The sequence below is a fragment of the Ensifer aridi genome, from assembly GCF_002078505.1.
GTDB lineage: Bacteria > Pseudomonadota > Alphaproteobacteria > Rhizobiales > Rhizobiaceae > Sinorhizobium > Sinorhizobium aridi.
The window spans coordinates 38131-56718 of record NZ_LUAV01000021.1; the positions used below are offsets into that span (position 1 = coordinate 38131).

An 18588-nucleotide genomic window follows, 5' to 3' on the forward strand; every position below is an offset into this window, starting at 1 on the left:
GTCTGGTCGTGCAAACTCAAATACCGATCGGACCACCACATAGGAGCTGATCATGACAATTGCGACCCTGCCCTCAATCAGCGAGGCGGATGCACAAATAGAGCGCCGAGTTTGCGAACTCGCAACTTCGGATCCAGGCTCGATCTGGTGGGGTCAGGACGAATTTTCCGACGCTATTGCAGAGGCGGGCATCCACCTTGAGGGCCGAGCGTATCCCGTATGTCTCCGGCCGCTTGCGATAGCCTCCGGTCTGGCAAATCACCTCGGCGCTACCGCTGAAGCCTTGGTCAAGCTTCTCGACGTCGCCGCTGAGCTCTATTGCCGTGATGAAGACATTCAAGATCTATTCCCAGCCTACAGACATTTGCGGCAATGGAGTACTCGTCTCCCGGAATATCGGCCCATTGTAACAATATGCCGACTTGATGGCCTGTTCGGCAGCGACGGCTACTATAAAATACTTGAAACGAATGCAACGACGCCTGGCGGCGTTATTCAGAACGGCCTGGCCGCAAAAATCTGGAGCCGTATACCCAATCCATTGACACGTGGTCTGTCGCTGGACGTGAGCAAGCAGCCCTTCGCTAAGGATCCGAACTGCTTTGTCCAGGAGTTGGTGTCTGCCTATCGAGCCGTGACCGGCACCGAACTCAGAACTGCCGCCGTAGTCAACTATCGCGGGCGATATGCAAATGAAGTGGATTGGATTGTGAGAGGCCTAAGACACGCCGGCGCCAGAGCGGCGTTGGTGGATGTTAGCGCGATCAAGCGAACACCTCGTGGGCTTGTCGGGCCAGACGGCGAATTGATTGAGCTTATATACAGTAAACTCGATGCCAGGGACTTCATTGAAGCCAGGGAACATGACGATTACCTACACGCCTGCGCGGCTCAAGATGTGGTTTCGATAAACCCGTGGATCTCCCAGTGGGTGTTAGCTGACAAGGCGATCCTCGCTGTGCTCAGCGACGATCGTTATAGTTCGAACTTTACGGCCGAGCAGATCGAACTGATTGCACGACACGTTCCATGGACCCGTGTTGTTAGACCGGGACCAACAACTGACCCAGAACGGCGTAGGGTCGAGCTCATCGGCTACATCCGGCAGAACAAGGCTAATCTTGTTCTAAAGCCCTCTAACGCGAGCCGTGGCGAGCATGTCTTGGTTGGCCGTTTCACATCTTCCGATGTATGGGACGAACACATTGACCGGGCCGCCCGCAACCCGTACGTTGTTCAAGAGTACATCAGACCGGGGGAGGTTACGGCTTTGCACGTGCCAAGCCGGTCGATCGAGAAAATGGCGTATGGAATTGACTGCTATGTATTCGGTGGCCGTCTAGCCGGTTTTCAGTCGCGCGCAAGCTTCGATCCCGTGATGAACGTTGGGAGAAGCGGGATGCTACTACCGGTCGCTATCGACTAAATTGTCCCACCTCAATACGCCCCAAGACAAGCCCTGCGTAAAGCTATTCAGTCCAGTGCTAAAACCGACAGTATACGAGCGACCGCGAAAATTTGGATGGCCGACAATTGAGGACGGCGTGGCCACGCGCCGGAATTTGGGCGGCCGGTATCGTCCTGGACCGGATGGCCGGTCTTGAGTGCCTGATCGCCGCCCCTTCCAGGACATGGATCTGGGGCTTCACAATATGATCCAAGGGACTTCCTTCACTGGTCGACCTGTGACCCGATAGAGTAGGGGAAGCACTGAGGGTGATGCCGACGCATGGAACCGCAGATTGAGAATGCATTGTGCGCGGGCTCTTCCACAACCGCGTTCTCAGCATTGGCCCTACCTTTCGGATCATCGCCTGATCGTCGATTGTCGGGCTCAAAAGGGCCTTCGACATACGACGCTGACACTGATTTTAGGCATGGCATCAAGACCAATGATGCGATCCAACGGTTCAGGATATTCACCCGTCCAGGGCCGACGTCGTGATCATGGTTGCGAGACGTCGGTCCGCGCAGTTGCCCGCACAGGCATGATCTGTCCACCAGGCGAGTTATTGCGGTTCATCGAGCACAGGATTGCATACTTTTTGCGCTTGATACCGAGTGGTCGATCGCTTGCGGCACCGGAGATCATGGGCATGGCGGCGTTTCATCAGGCGGTGACGTATTGCCTTAGCGTCGCCGGCATGCGGAAGGCGATTATCACGGATTGTGAGGCGCGGATTTGTTCGGGTCACCGCGCAGATGTGTGTGAACCGGGGAAGGCGCACGTTTCCGCGCGGAGTGCGCCCGGTGCGCACGGATGGTGACGCTGGCGTGGCCTACGAGACGTTCGCGCTGTCCAGCGGCACCCTCTAAGACGCTTCATGGCGATTTTTGCTTCAGCATGAGTAGAAGCCCCATGCTCTGCCGATCATTCAGCTCAGAAGCTGTCGCTGTCAGCGTCGCCACGATTCGTTCTTCGGCAGTTCGAGCGGTATAGCGTTCCAGTTGGGTGGGTTCTGCCCGAGAATGTTGCGAACGAAGAAGTCCAGGAGTTTTCGCTTGCTGTAGGCGCCAGGAGCATCGTGGTCGGCACCTGGCACATAGACCATTTCGAAATCTTTCCCCGCTTTGATGAGTCGATCGGCAAGCTGAAAGGTGGAGGATGGATCGACATTATGGTCCATTTCGCCGACGGCAAGCATCAGCTTGCCTTGAAGTCTGTAGGCGTTGTCGACGTCGGAGGATTGCTGATATTCAATCCCGACCGGCCAGCCCATCCACAGTTCGTTCCACCACATTTGATTCATCCGGTTGTCGTAGCAACCGCTGTTGGCGACCGCGACCTTGTAGAAATCGGGGTGGAAAAGCAGCGCGCCAACTGCATTTTGACCCCCGGCGGACGCGCCGAAAATTCCGACATTGGAGATGTCGTACCACGGAAACTTCGCGGCCGCCGCCTTGTGCCAAAGAATGCGATCGGGAAAGCCCGCATCCTTCAGGTTTTTCCAGGTGACATCGTGGAAGGCGCGCGAGCGGTTGTTGGTGCCCATTCCATCGATCTCAACGACTATGAAGCCCAATTGCGTGAGTGGCTCCACCGACGTGGAGAAGGATTTGGGGACGGAGGAGCCGGTCGGCCCCGCATAGATGTGCTCCACCACCGGGTACCTCTTCTTCGGATCGAAGTTGGCCGGCAGGTGAATGGCGCCCCAGATGTCGGTTTTGCCGTCCCGGCCCTTGGAATGGAAACTGACCGGTGGATGCCAGCCAGCGGCGACGAGCTCGGAAATATCGGCGGTCTCTACCTGCATCAGTTTGGCATTGTCGCTGGCGCGGTACAGCACCATGTGCGGAGGCACATCGGTGCGTGACCAGAGATCGACATAATAGCGGCCGTCGGGAGACATCTCGATGTGGTGGTTGCCGCGCTCAGGTGTCACCTCGGTCAACCCCTTGCCGTCGAAACCGATACGGTAGGCGTGGACGAAATAGGGGTCCTCCCCCGGGTTCATCCCGCTCGCCTCGAACCAGATCTCGCGCTTGACCGGATCGACATTGTCGACTGTTCGGACCACCCAATCACCGCGGGTGATCTGATGCTCGAGCGCGCCCGTCCGGCCGTTGAACAGGTATAGATGTTCGTGACCGTCGCGCTCGGACGCCCAGATGATCTCCTTCCCGTCACCGATATCGTAACGAAAAGTTTTTCCGGTATCCTGCTCGTTCCTCACCAGCGGCCGGTAGTCGACGAAGGTCTTGCTGACTTCATCGATCAGGGAGCGCGCGCGGCCGGTGGCGCCGTCGACCTCGACCAGACGATAGAGCTGATGGCCCCGCTGGTTATATTCGAAGGTGAAGCCGCGGCTGTCCTCCCACCACCGGAGAATGGAAAGTTCGAAAGGGTTCGGAAATAGCGCATTGTCGATCGTGATCTGACGTCGGCTGGCAATGTCGAACAGTACCGGCTGGGGAAGCGGCAGGACATCACCCGCCTTGGGATAGACTGTCCACGAATACTCGGGTTGGAGTTGGTTCGTCGTAGACGAATTGACATAGCCGACCTTCCGTTTGTAGCCCGGGCGAACGCGGTAAGCCGCGATGTGGCGAGAGTCCGGAGACCAGCTCAGCGTCGAAAAGACGTAGTAATCGCCCTCCGACCCGTCCCAGCTAAGCGGGACATCCTGCGTTCCGTCCTTGCTGCGCAGGAAGACATTGTAGTTCTTGATATAGGCGATCCATTTGCCGTCGGGCGACGGGCTCCTCTCCTCGGGATTATTCTGTGCCGGTGGCGTGTAGTCGTACTTGAGCTGCCGAAAGTCCGAAGCGGCTGGATCCAAGCTGGTGTACGTGCAGGCATAACTCGCAAGGCTGCAGCTCCAACGGCCATGGTTAATCAGGAAGTCGAGCCTGCGACCATCGTCCGTCAGGTCGAAACGGTCGAACGGGAGGTCGTCGGGCTCATAGCTCTGGTGGCTCGCCTTGGTCAGCGCCGCCGCGAGCCGGACATGATCAAAGGCCGGCCGCTTCTCGCCCGTGTCAGGGTTCACTAATATGAATTCGTGGCGGCCTTGGGTGGTTCGGCGGTAAACGAACGCTTTCCCTTCGTTTACCCATTGAGGCACATCAGGAACATTGACAGTGAGCCGGCCGTAGCGATCGCCGATCGTGAGCGCCCGCTCGAAATCGGCCGGCTCTAGCGGAGAATTCACCGCGCCAGATTCGCTCACCGGTGCCTGGGCGAGTGCCGCTCCCCCTTGAATGCATAGCGCAAGCGTTAAAGCGGCGATCTTGTACATGGTTGTTGACCTCTTCTTTTGTTTATCGACTACCGTAGTCTGGGTATGGTCTCTCAAATGACGGCGTGCGGGAGCATTGAGGGTCTCCCGCCCCCGCGAGGCAGGGCAGCTCCACACGATGACGGCGTGCCGTTGCAGATATCCAGGAGCGGCGAACCGGGACGGGTTGCAGATGCCCTAGAACTCCGATTTCCCGCGATGCGGGGATCGGTGAGAGTGCGATGGACAAGGGCCGCTTAGTGACGATCTGGCAGCCGCGGGGCTCAAACTCAGCGCCCGGGCTCCAGAGCGTTGGGCTGGAAAGCTCACACCGAAGTCTCAAAATCCTGTCGAGGACCGCTTGAGGCGGATGCGGTATTGCGAGTCCTCAGAGTTTCAAGAATGTTCTGCGGAGAAGAGACTGCATAGGGATCAGACTCGCAGTTGTCCGAGAAGCCCTCCTCCTCGAACCATTGCTCCACCACGCCATCATTGACCACGGCAGCGTAGCGCCAAGAGCGCATCCCGAAGCCAAGATTGTCCTTTGCGACCAGCATGCCCATCTTGCGCGTGAATTCGCCGGAACCATCTGGAATAAGCTTGACCTTCTCTACGCCCAACGCCTTGCCCCACGCATTCATCGCGAAGGCATCATTGACTGACAGGCAGTAGACCGACTCGATCCCGGCCTTCCGAAATTCGTCATAAAGCTTCTCAAAATCGGGCAATTGCTGAGTTGAGCAGGTCGGGGTGAACGCACCGGGAAGCGAAAACAGAACGACGCGCTTGCCACTGAAGTAATCATCGGTTGTTTTGACTTCCCATCGGTATGGATTTGGCCCCTCCACAGTCTCGTCGCGAACGCGCGTGCGAAAGGCAACGAAGGGGATTCTTTTTTTCACGTGCATCAGCATTGCTCCTTCTTCCATGGGCATCAGCATTGCTCCTCACACAAGAATGGTGCATTCGCCGGCTCTGGATCCTCTTGCGAAACACCGCTACTTGATTGGCAGCTTGTGGGGTGCCAACGAGCGGACAGCAAGCGCCGTGCCACTTGACATCCAAGCTGCAACAGGACTGCTTTGTCGCGCGCCATGTTGGTGTGCGCGTATCGGCCATTGGCATTAGCTCCCAGCATACGCACCTTCTAGGGCGTCAAGCCGCCGCGCCATCGCCTCGCGGCTGTTCGCGTCTCCCAACGCTACCGCCTGCAAAGCCGAAATTTCCGGAGACTGCCGATCGACGGTTCAGGATGTCCGGTTAACGAGTCCGGCCGCTGCTTTTGGCAGGGAACCGACATCTCATATCGTCCTTGTCGTCTTTCCGACACGGCCGCATTCAACTGCGCCTCCTGGCAGACCTTCATTTAGTCCTTGAATGGCAACCACAAAGTTACTCTTTGCCTCAACAGACTCGATTGGCACGAGTTTTGAAACTTCCCCGGCACGACGCGGCAAGAATTGTCGTGCGGCAAGTAGCTCGCGGGCGCTCCGGTGTGTGGAACGAAAAGGGAAGGAACGGAACATGTCAAATCTAGCTGAAGTCCGCACTTTGCCGAAAGGCAGAGCAACACTCGGAGTCAGAATGTCCGACCGGCCCGGTTGGCGACAATTATCTGAACTTCTTGGCCTCGGGCCTTGGCCGCCTGTAGACCTCGAAATGGATTTCGATCAGTACGTGCTTGCGTGTGTCCTCTCGCGCGCACTCGAGGAAATCGATGCCGGCGAGGCAACTGCCACAGAGGCAACAGGCCTCACGCAAGCCGAGCTGCGGGACATTCTGAACGGCAGTTTCCCCGCCCCAACTGGTCACGCTTTTCGCTTGGAAGAGGTAAGCGATGTGGAGCCCGGCCTGGAGGAGGAACTTCTGCGGGATCTGTTGCTTGCACATGCTCGGGCGGGCGATTCGGCAAGCGTACGTTTCGCCAAGATCATAGCCCGCCGTGCCCTGCGGCACGACCATCTCTGGAGGGAGCTTGGTCTTTTCGATCGGGTCGAACTCACCCGACTGCTCGCCACTCATTTCCCAACGCTTGCAGCCGGCAATACCAACAACATGCGATGGAAGCGATACCTTTACCGCAAGCTCTGCGAGGCTGAGGGCTTTTCGCTGTGCACGGCGCCCACTTGCCGGGAATGCAAGGACTTGGAGAGCTGCTTTTGCCCCGAGGAAGGCGAAAGTGTTCGCGTGGAGGCCAAGTAGGAGCCGACCTAGAGTTAGGCGCCGCCTACGCCTGTAACTGCTGCGAGGCCTTTTCGCCAATTCATCATGCTCGGTTGACGACACACGCATTCACCATGTGGAGGATATCATGTTGATCGCAGAACATTCCGCGGAGGTCAGCGCCAAGACACCTTTTTATCGCCATCTCTATGTCCAGGTCCTGGCCGCAATCGCCGCGGGCATCCTGCTCGGGCATTTCTATCCCGAGCTCGGCACCCAATTGAAGCCGTTCGGCGACGCCTTCATCAAGCTCGTCAAGATGATCATCGCGCCGGTCATCTTCCTGACGGTGGCGACCGGCATTGCCGGCATGACCGATCTCGCCAAGGTTGGGCGGGTCGCCGGCAAGACGATGCTGTACTTCCTGACCTTCTCGACACTGGCGCTCGTCGTCGGCCTCGTCGTCGCAAATGTGGTGCAGCCGGGCGCCGGCATGCATATCGACCCGGCCTCGCTCGACGCGAAGGCGGTCGCCACCTACACGGCGGAGGCCCATGAGCAGTCGGTTGCGGGCTTCTTGATAAACGTTATTCCCACAACGCTGGCCGGTGCTTTCGCCGAAGGCGACATCCTGCAGGTGCTGTTCATCTCGGTGCTCTTCGGCATTTCGCTCGCTACGGCCGGCAAGAAGGCCGAGCCCGTCGTCGATTTCCTGCAGGCGCTGACGCTGCCGATCTTCCGGCTGGTCGCCATCCTCATGAAAGCCGCCCCGATTGGCGCCTTCGGTGCCATGGCTTTCACCATCGGCAAGTACGGCATCGCCTCGATCGCCAACCTCGCCATGCTGATCGGTACCTTCTACCTGACCTCGTTCCTGTTCGTCTTCGTCGTGCTCGGCGCGGTGGCGCGCTACAATGGCTTCTCGATCATCTCGCTCATCCGCTACATCAAGGAGGAGTTGCTGCTCGTGCTCGGCACGTCCTCCTCCGAAGCCGCGCTGCCGGGTCTCATGAACAAGATGGAGAAGGCGGGCTGCAAGCGCTCGGTGGTCGGCCTCGTTATCCCGACCGGCTATTCCTTCAACCTCGACGGCACCAACATCTACATGACGCTTGCGGCGCTCTTCATCGCTCAGGCGACCGACACGCCGCTCTCTTACGGCGACCAGATCCTGCTCCTGCTGGTCGCGATGCTGAGCTCGAAGGGTGCCGCCGGCATCACCGGCGCCGGCTTCATCACGCTCGCCGCGACGCTTTCCGTCGTTCCATCCGTACCGGTCGCCGGCATGGCGCTGATCCTCGGCATCGACCGCTTCATGTCGGAATGCCGGGCGCTCACCAACTTAATCGGTAATGCGGTTGCAACGGTTGTGGTGGCCAAATGGGAAAACGAGCTGGATCAGGCGCAGCTTGCAACTGCCCTTGCAGGCAAGGCGACGATCCAGACCGTGCCGGCCTCCGTCAAGCCAGCGGAGTAATGCACTTGAACCCCGATAACAAGTCCTGTCTTCCCGCGGTCCATTTCGCAAGATCGCGCCCACTTTCTTGCGGCGCGACTATGGGCTGCCTGTCTGTGCCGCGGATATTTTCCCAGTGTTCCGCCTCCGCGCGTCGTTGATGGTCGCCCAGGTGGCAAGGGCGGATGTCGGATGGAATTCTCCCGATCGACTCCGCTCAGATCTTCGACGGCCCGCGCAGTTGATGAGTGTTTGACAGAAGGAGAAAGCGAGTGAAGACCAATCCCATTCCAGATCATGTTCCGCCCGGACTGGTGCGGGACTTCAGTCTTTTCACCTCGCCAGGCATGGCGCCGACGCTTAACGGGGATCCGCATGCTGCCGTGGCTTGCGCTCATGACGGCCCACCTATCTTTTACTCTCCTGACAACACGCGCGACGGACGAGGCACCTGGGTCATCACACGCGCGAGAGACCAGCGCCGGGTGCTGCGGGATACAGGGACCTTTTCCAGCCATCGCAGCATCTTCGCCTCCGCACTGGGCGAACACTGGCCGGTCATCCCGCTCGAACTGGATCCACCGGCCCATGGCGTGTTTCGTGCACTGCTAGAACCTCTGTTCTCGTCCAAGCGGGTGGTGGCACTGGAGCCGACTATCCGCGACAGAGCAGGCGCGCTGATCGATGGCATAGCGACAGAGAAAACCAGCTGTGACGTCATGAAGGATTTTGCCGTGCCCTTCACGGTCAGCGTCTTCCTTAGCTTTCTGGGGCTCTCGCAGAGGCGCTCCGAAGTCTTTGTCGGCTGGGTAAGCGATTTGCTGCACGGTAACGCGGACAAGCGAACGGCAGCAGCCCGGTCGATCGTGGCCTTCATTGACGAAGTTGCAGCAAGGCGCCGCAAGGCACCAGCTGTCGATTTCATGACCTTCGTCGTGCAGGCGGAAATTGAGGGCCGCTCCTTAACAGAAGAGGAAGTCCGTGGCATCGGTGTGCTTTTCCTGGTCGCGGGACTTGACACGGTCGCAGCCGCCATAGGCTTTGACTTGGCCTATCTTGCACGCAATCCAAAGGACCAGGAGTTATTGCGGAATGAACCGGATCGGGTCGCGCTCGCCGCTGAAGAGTTGCTGCGCGCCTATTCAACCGTTCAGATGATCCGCGTGGCCACGAAGGATGTCGAGTTCGAAGGCGTGCCGATCCGTAAGGGTGATTATGTTTCCTGCGCCACGATGATTGCCAATCGCGATCCCTCTGAAATCGAGTGCCCCAACACCATCGATCTGGCCCGACAAGATAACCACCACACCGCCTTTGGCTATGGTCCACACCTTTGCCTCGGAGCGCACCTTGCACGGCGAGAAATTGCCATCGGCCTAAGTGAATGGTTGGCGCGCATCCCAGCTTTCCGCATCAAAGAAGGCACGGCGCCGATTACCAATGGCGGTCACGTATTCGGGATTAAGGATTTCGTTCTGACTTGGGACTGATCGGGGCCTGGCCAGTACGCAGAAGTGCATGGCTCAAACCGCCTCATTGTCTCGGTGACTTCCTCAACAATCAGCGGGCTTGAAGGGCCTTAGGACTGTCGCCTTTGTCGGTCGTACGGCACAGGCTTGTTTTGACCCTTGAGCTAAGTAGCTGAACAGGAACTGTAAAATTCAGTTTTGGCCTATCGGGCAAATTGGCACGAACTTTGAACCAGCCCCATTGGGCGGCGGCGGCAGCGCTGCCAGTGAGCACACGCCTGCAGCCTTGAGCGTTCGAGTGCCACTTCAAAGTGGACTGTCGCAAACGAAAGGAAAAACAAGGTGACAAAGACCGTAGAAGAGCCCTTTTGGGGAAATCTCGAAAACTCCGTTTTCCGATCCTGGCGGGCCGAGGGCGAGCATGGCGCGGCGGACGCGCGAATCCTTGCCGATAAAGCGTGCTCCCTGGACACGCTTCATAGATGTTCAGAACCTCTATAGAGCCCATGAATCAAACAAGCATAACTCAACTCTTCGACCGAGAAGCAATCCGCGACTGTCTCTATCGTTACTGTCGAGGAATCGACCGGGCAGATGAGACTGCTTTGCGCAGCTGCTATTGGCCCGATGCCTGTGACAATCACGGGAGTTACTCCGGCTCTGCCGGTGGGTTCATTCAGTTTGCGCTTAGCCACTTCAAGACCCAGCCGCGCAACATCCACCAGCTTGCAAACATGATGATCGAGTTCTTGGGCCCGGCAGAGGCCGTCGCCGAGAGCTACTTCACCGCGCTGCAGCGCGGTCCCCACGAGTCAGGCGAGATGAAGCAGGTGCTCCTGTGCGGACGCTACTGTGATCTGTTTCAGAAACGGGAAGGGGAGTGGCGCATCGCCGAACGCACTGTGGTCTATGATTGGATCGAAGAACAGAGGCCTCCGACGTCCCCGGAAACAGAGCGGTTCGGTCTTCGCCAGCCGATTGGGGCACCGTATCCGAATGATCCCGTCTACGAACTTTTGAAGCGGCGTACTCCCCCGAAAAATCATCCAAAGAACCCGATTGCCAGTGGAGAAGAAGAACTATGATACGACGCTACGCTCCGTTTCCTGCCGCCAACGCCTGGGCGGTGAGGACGCGCCTTGACGATTGCTCGGTTCAGTCAGGACGGGTCATCATCGTCACAGGTGCCGCAGGGGGTATCGGCCGTGCACTGGTCGAAACTTTCGCTACGAATGGAGACACTGTCGTCGCGGTGGACCTCCCAGGCAGCGGCGTCATTGAACTAGGCCGTGATCTCGGTCAGCCCCACCTCGGCCTTGAGCTAGACGTGTCGCGAGAGGACGATGTCGTCGCATTCCATACCTTTCTCGCAGAACGCTTCTCCCACATTGGAGTGCTTGTCAATAATGCAGGGATAGGGCCTACCATGGCTGCGACCGTCGATACTCCTGTCGAAGATTTTCAACGCGCCCTAGCAGTAAACCTCATCGGGCCGTATTCGGTGGCGTGCGAAGCCGCGAAGCTGATGAAACCTGGCGCCGCCATCGTCAATGTCGCTTCGATGGCTGGCCTCCTTGGCAACCCGAAGCGCAATGGCTACGCCGCTTCGAAAGCAGCTCTGATCTCTATCACGAAAACGCTGGCGTGCGCATGGGCTTCGCGCGGCATCCGCGTGACAGCGGTAGCGCCAGGTTATGTTCGCACGCCAATGGTCGCGGAACTAGAGCGAGCTGGCAAGGTCGACGTCGGCGCTATAAGGCGCCGCGTACCAATCGGCCGACTGGCTCGTCCCGACGAGATCGCGCGGGCTGTGCGTTTTCTGGCCAGCGAACAGGCAGGTTACATCACCGGATCGACGCTTGTGGTTGATGGTGGCTGGATGTCATTCAACCAGCCGGGTGGTGCGTACCCGGTGCGGGGTGGGGCGCCCGGAGCAGAACTCTCACGCCCGATCGAAGGCACCGATGCGCGAACGGTAGTCGTCATGGGCGGCGCTAAAGGCATAGGCGCGGCCATCGCTCGCCGCTTTGCCGCGAACGGCGACACGGTCGTGATCGCTGATGGAGACGGTGGTGCAGCGGTAAAGCTCGCTGACTTGCTCGGTGACAAGCACCTGTCAAAATGCGTGGACAGGACGGTCGAGAGCGAGGTCGTCGCGCTCTTCGAAGAATTGCGGGAGCGCTTCGGCCACATCGACGTCTTCGTCAACGGTGCTGGCATGAATGACACACTCGTCTCCAATATTGATGAGGCGCCGGCAGGCCTCAAAGACATTCTGGATGTCAATCTTACTGGTGCCTTCACCTGCGTGCGCGAGGCTGCGGTATCGATGCGGCCTGGCAGTGTAATCCTGAATCTCGGGTCAAGTTGCAGCCCCTTACCTCTCGCGACGAGTCATGCCCGCGGCGCATACAATGCTGGCATCGACATGCTTACCCGGTGCATGGCGGCCGAATTCGGGCCTCTCGGGATCCGGACAGCCACGGTCGCTCCAGGTCACATCCGCGCGTCTGACGGCATCCAGTCGGAAACGACGACCGGTATGGACCAGACATCGCTCGGACAGGGGATCCCTTTGGGCAGGGTTGGGGACCCGGAAGAAGTCGCCGAAGCTGCCTACTTTCTGGCCTCGTCTGATGCCTCCTACATCAGCGGCTCGATCCTGCACGTGGACGGAGGCTGGACCGCGTCCAGAGACGCGGGATGCCCCAGCGAACTCGATGGGACGATTTCCGCCGAGAATAAGTGGCGTCGGCGAGCGGCGAGGCGACGGCGTTTGGCTCCTCGAAACTGAGGATTTCCACGTTTCAGCTGTGGCGCTCTGGGCGCAATCAAGCCCAGCTACCAGTCGTTTCATCGATGATGGGAGCATGCTCGTGAATCGAGGCCGTTCCAAGCACTAGATGCGCGGACTGACCGCCCGGCCAATCACGAGCTGCACGTCCCTAGCCGCAAACAAGGAGACACCATGGAGTTCGCAACCTTTATTCTGGCCGCCCAGCGCGGCTATCACCAATCTCCCGATAGCGTCATCCGCAACTCAATAGAGCAGACCACTCTTTCGGAGCAGGCTGGTTTCAACACAGCTTGGTTCGCCGAGCACCACTTCAACAACTACAGCCTCGTCCCGTCGCCCTTGCTGATGGTAGCCCACTGTGCCGGATTGACGAGTTCCATTCGCCTCGGCACCGCAGTCTGCGTGCTGCCGCTCTATCAACCGCAGCGCCTGCTAGCAGAAATCGGCTTTGCAGACGTCGTTGCCAATGGCCGACTGGAACTCGGCGTTGGTTCGGGATATCAGCAGTTCGAATTCGACCGCTTCGGCGTCGATGTAGATGAGGCGCCGGCCGTCTTTTCAGAATACCTCGACATCTTGCTCAAGGGTCTAAAGCAAAAGATATTCTCCCACAGCGGTCACTACATGCAGATACCCCCAACGGCGATTTCGGTGCGCACCCTGCAAAAGCCGACGCCGCCGATCTGGATTGCTACCGCGTCCCCTAAAACTGCCGCCCGAGCCTATCGTGAGGGACACAACCTTTTCGTCACAGCCTTCCATGACGGCTTGGAAACTCTGGGCATGCTGCGCGGCATTATCCAGACCGCTGCCGCATCCGAGGGCAAGAAGGTCCGCGACGCCAAGATATCGCTGCTGCGCTGCTGCTATGCCAGCGATGATAGCGCGGAAATCAACAGCTACCTCGATAACGCCCGCTTCCAGCGCCGGCTGTCCGAGGCACTGCATCAGCGTCGGCAACAGAGTCAGGACGGCTACCTGTTGGAGGAGACGCCGACGCATCAGGATCTGTCGTTCGATTCCATGCGCAAGAACCTGCCGATCGGCAGCATAAATCGCGTGATTGATCGCCTTCTGGAGGAGATCGAAGTCTTGAAGCCGGACCAGATTGCAATTCAGACGCAGTTGGGGGATTTGAACCAAAAGACGATGCTGCGCCAGATAGAGCTCTGGGGAGACAGGATCATCCCAGCAGTCCAGAAGTCTCTTGGGCAGGCGGAGGCTTGAAGTTGTATAGTGCCTGACTTTTGAGGTCAGCTCACTTCCCTCTGGCGCCGAGTGCCGGCAAGTGCAAGCCAGCGGCGCAGATGTCGGCACACATTACAGCTGAACTCTTGGTGAAGCGCTGGCTCGTGGATCGTCACAGCTCGCACAAACATTCACACGACGGACAAGCAGGCCTTCAGCCGGCAGTACTCATGTGAGCTCCGATGCCGCCCAGATCAGTCGCGATATTGATCTGGTGCGGGGGAAAAGCCGTCTGAACCAAATTTGTCGGACGCCTGGCACTTCGAGCTGACAATGCCTCCGAGAAGAGCCTTCGGCAGGATCATCTTGTCGGATTCTCAACATGTGAGAGGCAACGCTTATACGACAATTTGGCTACAATTGTAGGTTCCGCGACAAGACCTGCTTTGTGATGAGGGTTGATCTCGTTTCGATCTAAGCGGCTGAGAACTAAGGAAAATCAGCCCCTGGTCTGTCCACTGCGCCGAGTTGGCACGGGTTTTGTAACCATTCTTCCGCAGGCGGCGGAAGCTGCCGGCGGCATCACGTTGCGGGCAACCGCGATGGTTCGAACCAGCGAAGGAAAGCAACATGGCAGGTCTGCGTCAAATCGCATTTTACGGGAAGGGTGGTATCGGTAAGTCCACCACCTCACAAAATACGCTCGCCGCTCTTGTCGACCTCGGGCAGAAGATCCTCATCGTGGGCTGCGACCCCAAGGCCGACTCCACCCGCCTCATCCTGAACTCGAAGGCGCAGGACACGGTACTGCATCTCGCGGCAAAGGAGGGTTCGGTGGAAGACCTCGAGGTCGAGGACGTGCTGAAGGTCGGTTACAAAGGCATCAAATGCGTGGAGTCCGGTGGCCCCGAGCCGGGCGTCGGTTGCGCCGGACGCGGCGTGATCACGTCGATCAACTTCCTGGAAGAAAACGGCGCCTACGACGATGTCGACTACGTCTCCTATGACGTGCTCGGCGACGTGGTGTGCGGCGGCTTCGCAATGCCGATCCGCGAGAATAAGGCCCAGGAAATCTACATCGTAATGTCCGGCGAGATGATGGCACTGTATGCCGCCAACAACATCGCCAAGGGGATCCTGAAATATGCCCACTCGGGCGGCGTGCGGCTCGGCGGGCTGATTTGCAATGAGCGCCAGACGGACCGCGAACTCGATCTCGCCGAGGCACTGGCGGCCAAGCTCAATTCCAAGCTCATCCACTTCGTGCCACGAGACAACATCGTCCAGCATGCCGAGCTCAGGAAGATGACGGTTATCCAGTATGCGCCGGAGTCCAAACAGGCGGCGGAGTATCGCGCGCTAGCTGAGAAAATCCATGCCAATTCGGGTCAGGGCACCATCCCGACCCCGATCACCATGGAGGAATTGGAAGACATGCTGCTCGACTTCGGCATCATGAAAACCGACGAGCAGATGCTCGCAGAACTCCAGGCCAAGGAAGCGGCGGTAGCAGCTGCCCAGTGACTGCAGCCGCAGAAGTGTCCGGAACTGAACCGGCGCAATATTCCACCAACGGTGCCTCTTCCTGGAGGCATCACCCAAATCTCGACAAGGGGGCAGGCCCAATGAGCCTCGATTACGAGAATGACAGTGCTTTCCATGAAGAGCTTATCACGCAAGTGCTGTCGCAGTACCCAAACAAAGCGGCGAAGCGTCGCCAGAAGCACCTCAGTGTCGCAACGGACAGCGAGGAGGTCGGCGAGGAAGGCCAGATCTCCGAATGCGATGTAAAGTCGAACATCAAGTCCATTCCAGGCGTGATGACAATCCGCGGCTGCGCCTATGCTGGCTCGAAAGGCGTGGTCTGGGGCCCGGTCAAGGACATGGTCCATGTCTCGCACGGACCGGTCGGTTGCGGTCAATATTCCTGGTCGCAGCGGCGCAACTACTATGTCGGCACGACAGGCATCGATACATTCGTGACGATGCAGTTCACCTCCGACTTTCAGGAGAAGGACATCGTCTTCGGTGGCGACGGTAAGCTGGAAAAGATCATCGATGAGATCGAGGAACTGTTCCCCCTGAGCAAGGGCATCACCGTCCAGTCTGAATGTCCGATCGGCCTCATTGGTGACGACATCGAGGCGGTGTCTCGCAAAAAGGCCAAGGAGCACGAAAAAACAATCGTGCCGGTACGCTGCGAAGGCTTCCGCGGCGTCTCGCAGTCGCTCGGCCACCACATCGCCAATGATGCCATACGTGACTGGGTCTTCGACAAGGGCGAAGTCGAGTTCGAAACTGGCGCTTACGACGTTAACGTCGTCGGGGACTATAACATCGGCGGCGACGCCTGGGCCTCGCGCATCCTGCTCGAGGAGATTGGGCTGCGCGTCGTCGGCAACTGGTCGGGGGATGCCACGCTTGCGGAAATGGAGCGTGCCCCGAAAGCCAAGCTCAACCTCATCCACTGCTACCGATCGATGAACTACATCTGCCGGCACATGGAGGAAAAATACGGCATCCCCTGGATGGAATATAATTTCTTCGGTCCATCCCAGATCGAAGATTCCCTGCGCAAGATAGCCAAGCATTTCGGCCCAACAATTGAAGAAAGGGCCGAGAGGGTCATCGCCAAGTACCAGCCATTGGTCGATGCTGTGGTTGATAAGTATTGGCCGCGCCTCCAAGGCAAGAGAGTGATGCTTTATGTTGGTGGTTTGCGCCCCCGTCACGTCATCACCGCCTATGAAGACCTCGGCATGCAGATCGTGGGCACCGGCTACGAATTCGGCCACAACGACGACTATCAGCGCACCGGCCACTACGCAAAGAAAGGCACCCTGATCTATGACGACGCAACCAGTTACGAACTGGATAAGTTCATCGAGAGGATTCGTCCCGATCTTGTCGGCTCCGGCATCAAGGAGAAGTACCCGGTGCAGAAGATGGGCATACCATTCCGCCAGATGCACTCATGGGATTATTCCGGCCCATACCACGGCTATGACGGCTTCGCCATCTTCGCCCGCGACATGGATCTGGCCATCAACAACCCGGTCTGGGACCTCTACGACGCGCCCTGGAAGAAAACGACAGTGCCTGCGGAACGGCTAGCAGCCGAATAACAGCTTGGTCTTCCGCGGACAGGAACCCGCGGGAGACCCGACGTCTCGAACGTGTTCTGTGCCGCCGTTCGACGAGGCCAGATGAAAAAGGGTGACCAATATGCCGCAATCGGCCGAAAAAATTCTTGACCATGCTCCCCTGTTCCGCGAGCCGGAATACAGGCAGATGCTCGCAGAGAAGAAGCTTAATTTCGAATGCCCCCACGCCGAACAGATCGTCACTGAGCAAGGTGAACACACCAAAACCTGGGAATATCGCGAAAAAAATCTGGCCCGCGAAGCGCTCGTGGTGAACCCCGCCAAAGCCTGCCAGCCGCTCGGCGCCGTATTCGCGGCTGCGGGATTCGAGCGGACCATGTCCTTCGTCCATGGCAGCCAGGGCTGCGTTGCGTATTACCGTTCACACCTATCGCGGCATTTCAAAGAGCCGTCATCGGCCGTTTCGTCCTCAATGACCGAGGATGCGGCAGTGTTCGGCGGTCTGAAGAACATGGTCGACGGGCTCGCCAATACTTACGCGCTTTACGATCCGAAGATGATTGCCGTCTCTACCACCTGCATGGCGGAGGTCATCGGTGACGATCTGCATGGTTTCATTGAGAACGCCAGGACCGAAGGCTCGGTCCCTCCCGAATTTGACGTGCCATTTGCTCACACGCCCGCCTTCGTCGGCAGCCACGTCGACGGCTATGACTCCATGGTCAAAGGCATCCTGGAGCATTTCTGGAAAGGCAAGGAGCGTACGAAAGCGGCTGGCACGATTAACATCATCCCGGGCTTCGATGGCTTCTGCGTCGGGAACAATCGCGAGCTCAAGCGCCTGCTCAACCTTATGGGGGTGTCCTACACCTTCATTCAGGATGCCTCCGACCAGTTCGATACGCCGTCCGACGGCGAATTCCGCATGTACGACGGAGGCACGAAGATCAAAGACGTGAGAGCGGCACTCAACGCGGAGGCGACGCTGTCGCTGCAGCACTACAATACCCGCAAGACGCTCGAGTATTGCCGGGAGTTCGAACAGGCGACCGCCTCCTTCCATTACCCGCTCGGGGTTAAGGCAACCGACGAGTTCCTGATGAAGGTGTCGGAGGTATCCGGCAGAGAAATCCCCGAGACAATCCGCCTGGAACGCGGCCGGCTGATTGACGCCATGGCCGACAGCCAATCCTGGCTGCACGGCAAGAAATACGCGATTTACGGCGATCCTGACTTCGTCTACGCCGTAGCCCGCTTTGTCATGGAAACCGGCGGCGAGCCGATCCACTGCCTCGCCACCAACGGCACGCCGGCCTGGAAAGCGGAGATGAAGGAACTGCTTGCAGCTTCTCCCTTCGGCAAGGATGCCCAAGTCTGGCCTGGAAAGGATCTGTGGGCGATGCGTTCGCTGCTCTTCACCGAGCCGGTGGACCTGCTGATCGGCAATTCCTACGGCAAGTATCTCGAGCGCGATACCGGCACGCCACTCGTCCGGCTGATGTTTCCGATCTTCGACAGACACCATCACCATCGTTTTCCGCTCATGGGCTACCAGGGCGGACTGCGTGTCCTGACAACGATCCTCGACAAGATCTTCGACAAACTCGATCGCGAGTCGATGCAGCTTGGTGTGACGGATTATTCATATGACCTCACGCGTTAAATGCCACTGCCGGCAAAGACCGGCCTGCCT

General features: G+C 58.4%; 12 protein-coding genes. 10 read left to right on the forward strand and 2 right to left on the reverse strand.

What is annotated here, in order from left to right; genetic code table 11:
• The first annotated feature begins 52 nt into the window (after nucleotides 1–52).
• Entirely contained in the window at nucleotides 53–1426 is a 1374-nt protein-coding gene (locus tag AYK65_RS31850; RefSeq protein WP_139793233.1) for a glutathionylspermidine synthase family protein, read from the forward strand.
• Nucleotides 1427–2396: 970 nt separating this feature from the next.
• Here AYK65_RS31850 and AYK65_RS18585 read toward each other — a convergent pair.
• Entirely contained in the window at nucleotides 2397–4739 is a 2343-nt protein-coding gene (locus AYK65_RS18585; protein ID WP_081159416.1) for a S9 family peptidase, read from the reverse strand.
• Nucleotides 4740–5044: 305 nt separating this feature from the next.
• On the reverse strand, nucleotides 5045–5626 hold the full coding sequence (locus tag AYK65_RS18590; RefSeq protein WP_081159539.1) for a peroxiredoxin: 582 nt from the start codon (nucleotides 5624–5626) through the stop codon (nucleotides 5045–5047).
• A 616-nt stretch (nucleotides 5627–6242) separates the two neighbouring features.
• Between AYK65_RS18590 and AYK65_RS18595 the strand changes: the two genes are divergently transcribed.
• The 9 genes from AYK65_RS18595 (at nucleotide 6243) to nifK (ending at nucleotide 18558) form a co-directional block, all read left to right on the forward strand.
• A complete protein-coding gene (locus tag AYK65_RS18595; RefSeq protein ID WP_081159418.1) occupies nucleotides 6243–6920 on the forward strand; it encodes a nitrogen fixation protein NifQ in 678 nt (225 codons plus the stop codon).
• A 109-nt stretch (nucleotides 6921–7029) separates the two neighbouring features.
• Nucleotides 7030–8358, forward strand: a complete 1329-nt coding sequence (locus AYK65_RS18600) for a dicarboxylate/amino acid:cation symporter (RefSeq protein ID WP_172402018.1) — start codon at nucleotides 7030–7032, stop codon at nucleotides 8356–8358.
• A 251-nt stretch (nucleotides 8359–8609) separates the two neighbouring features.
• Nucleotides 8610–9827: a cytochrome P450 gene (locus AYK65_RS18605; protein ID WP_172402019.1), complete on the forward strand. Its 1218-nt coding sequence runs from the start codon at nucleotides 8610–8612 to the stop codon at nucleotides 9825–9827.
• Nucleotides 9828–10312: 485 nt separating this feature from the next.
• Complete coding sequence (locus tag AYK65_RS18610; RefSeq protein WP_081159544.1) at nucleotides 10313–10891, forward strand: nuclear transport factor 2 family protein; 579 nt, start codon at nucleotides 10313–10315, stop codon at nucleotides 10889–10891.
• A complete protein-coding gene (locus AYK65_RS18615; RefSeq protein ID WP_081159420.1) occupies nucleotides 10888–12600 on the forward strand; it encodes an SDR family oxidoreductase in 1713 nt (570 codons plus the stop codon). The genes AYK65_RS18610 and AYK65_RS18615 overlap by 4 nt, the downstream gene beginning before the upstream one ends.
• 174 nt (nucleotides 12601–12774) lie before the next feature.
• Nucleotides 12775–13830: an LLM class flavin-dependent oxidoreductase gene (locus AYK65_RS18620; protein WP_081159421.1), complete on the forward strand. Its 1056-nt coding sequence runs from the start codon at nucleotides 12775–12777 to the stop codon at nucleotides 13828–13830.
• Nucleotides 13831–14421: 591 nt separating this feature from the next.
• Nucleotides 14422–15315, forward strand: a complete 894-nt coding sequence (nifH, locus tag AYK65_RS18625) for a nitrogenase iron protein (protein ID WP_028002403.1) — start codon at nucleotides 14422–14424, stop codon at nucleotides 15313–15315.
• Between the two features lie 101 nt (nucleotides 15316–15416).
• The gene (nifD, locus tag AYK65_RS18630; RefSeq protein ID WP_081159423.1) at nucleotides 15417–16916 is read left to right on the forward strand and encodes a nitrogenase molybdenum-iron protein alpha chain; all 1500 of its coding nucleotides are present in this window, start codon (nucleotides 15417–15419) and stop codon (nucleotides 16914–16916) included.
• A 100-nt stretch (nucleotides 16917–17016) separates the two neighbouring features.
• Nucleotides 17017–18558 (forward strand): nitrogenase molybdenum-iron protein subunit beta, encoded by a 1542-nt coding sequence (nifK, locus tag AYK65_RS18635; RefSeq protein WP_081159425.1) that lies wholly within the window; start codon nucleotides 17017–17019, stop codon nucleotides 18556–18558.
• Nucleotides 18559–18588 lie beyond the last annotated feature (30 nt).

Coding starts and splice junctions, on each gene's coding strand:
- AYK65_RS31850 (WP_139793233.1), top strand. CDS start 53: ATGACAATTGCGACCCTGCCCTCAATCAGCGAGGCGGATGCACAAATA.
- AYK65_RS18585 (WP_081159416.1), bottom strand. CDS start 4,739: ATGTACAAGATCGCCGCTTTAACGCTTGCGCTATGCATTCAAGGGGGA.
- AYK65_RS18590 (WP_081159539.1), bottom strand. CDS start 5,626: ATGCACGTGAAAAAAAGAATCCCCTTCGTTGCCTTTCGCACGCGCGTT.
- AYK65_RS18595 (WP_081159418.1), top strand. CDS start 6,243: ATGTCAAATCTAGCTGAAGTCCGCACTTTGCCGAAAGGCAGAGCAACA.
- AYK65_RS18600 (WP_172402018.1), top strand. CDS start 7,030: ATGTTGATCGCAGAACATTCCGCGGAGGTCAGCGCCAAGACACCTTTT.
- AYK65_RS18610 (WP_081159544.1), top strand. CDS start 10,313: ATGAATCAAACAAGCATAACTCAACTCTTCGACCGAGAAGCAATCCGC.
- AYK65_RS18615 (WP_081159420.1), top strand. CDS start 10,888: ATGATACGACGCTACGCTCCGTTTCCTGCCGCCAACGCCTGGGCGGTG.
- AYK65_RS18620 (WP_081159421.1), top strand. CDS start 12,775: ATGGAGTTCGCAACCTTTATTCTGGCCGCCCAGCGCGGCTATCACCAA.
- nifH (WP_028002403.1), top strand. CDS start 14,422: ATGGCAGGTCTGCGTCAAATCGCATTTTACGGGAAGGGTGGTATCGGT.
- nifD (WP_081159423.1), top strand. CDS start 15,417: ATGAGCCTCGATTACGAGAATGACAGTGCTTTCCATGAAGAGCTTATC.
- nifK (WP_081159425.1), top strand. CDS start 17,017: ATGCCGCAATCGGCCGAAAAAATTCTTGACCATGCTCCCCTGTTCCGC.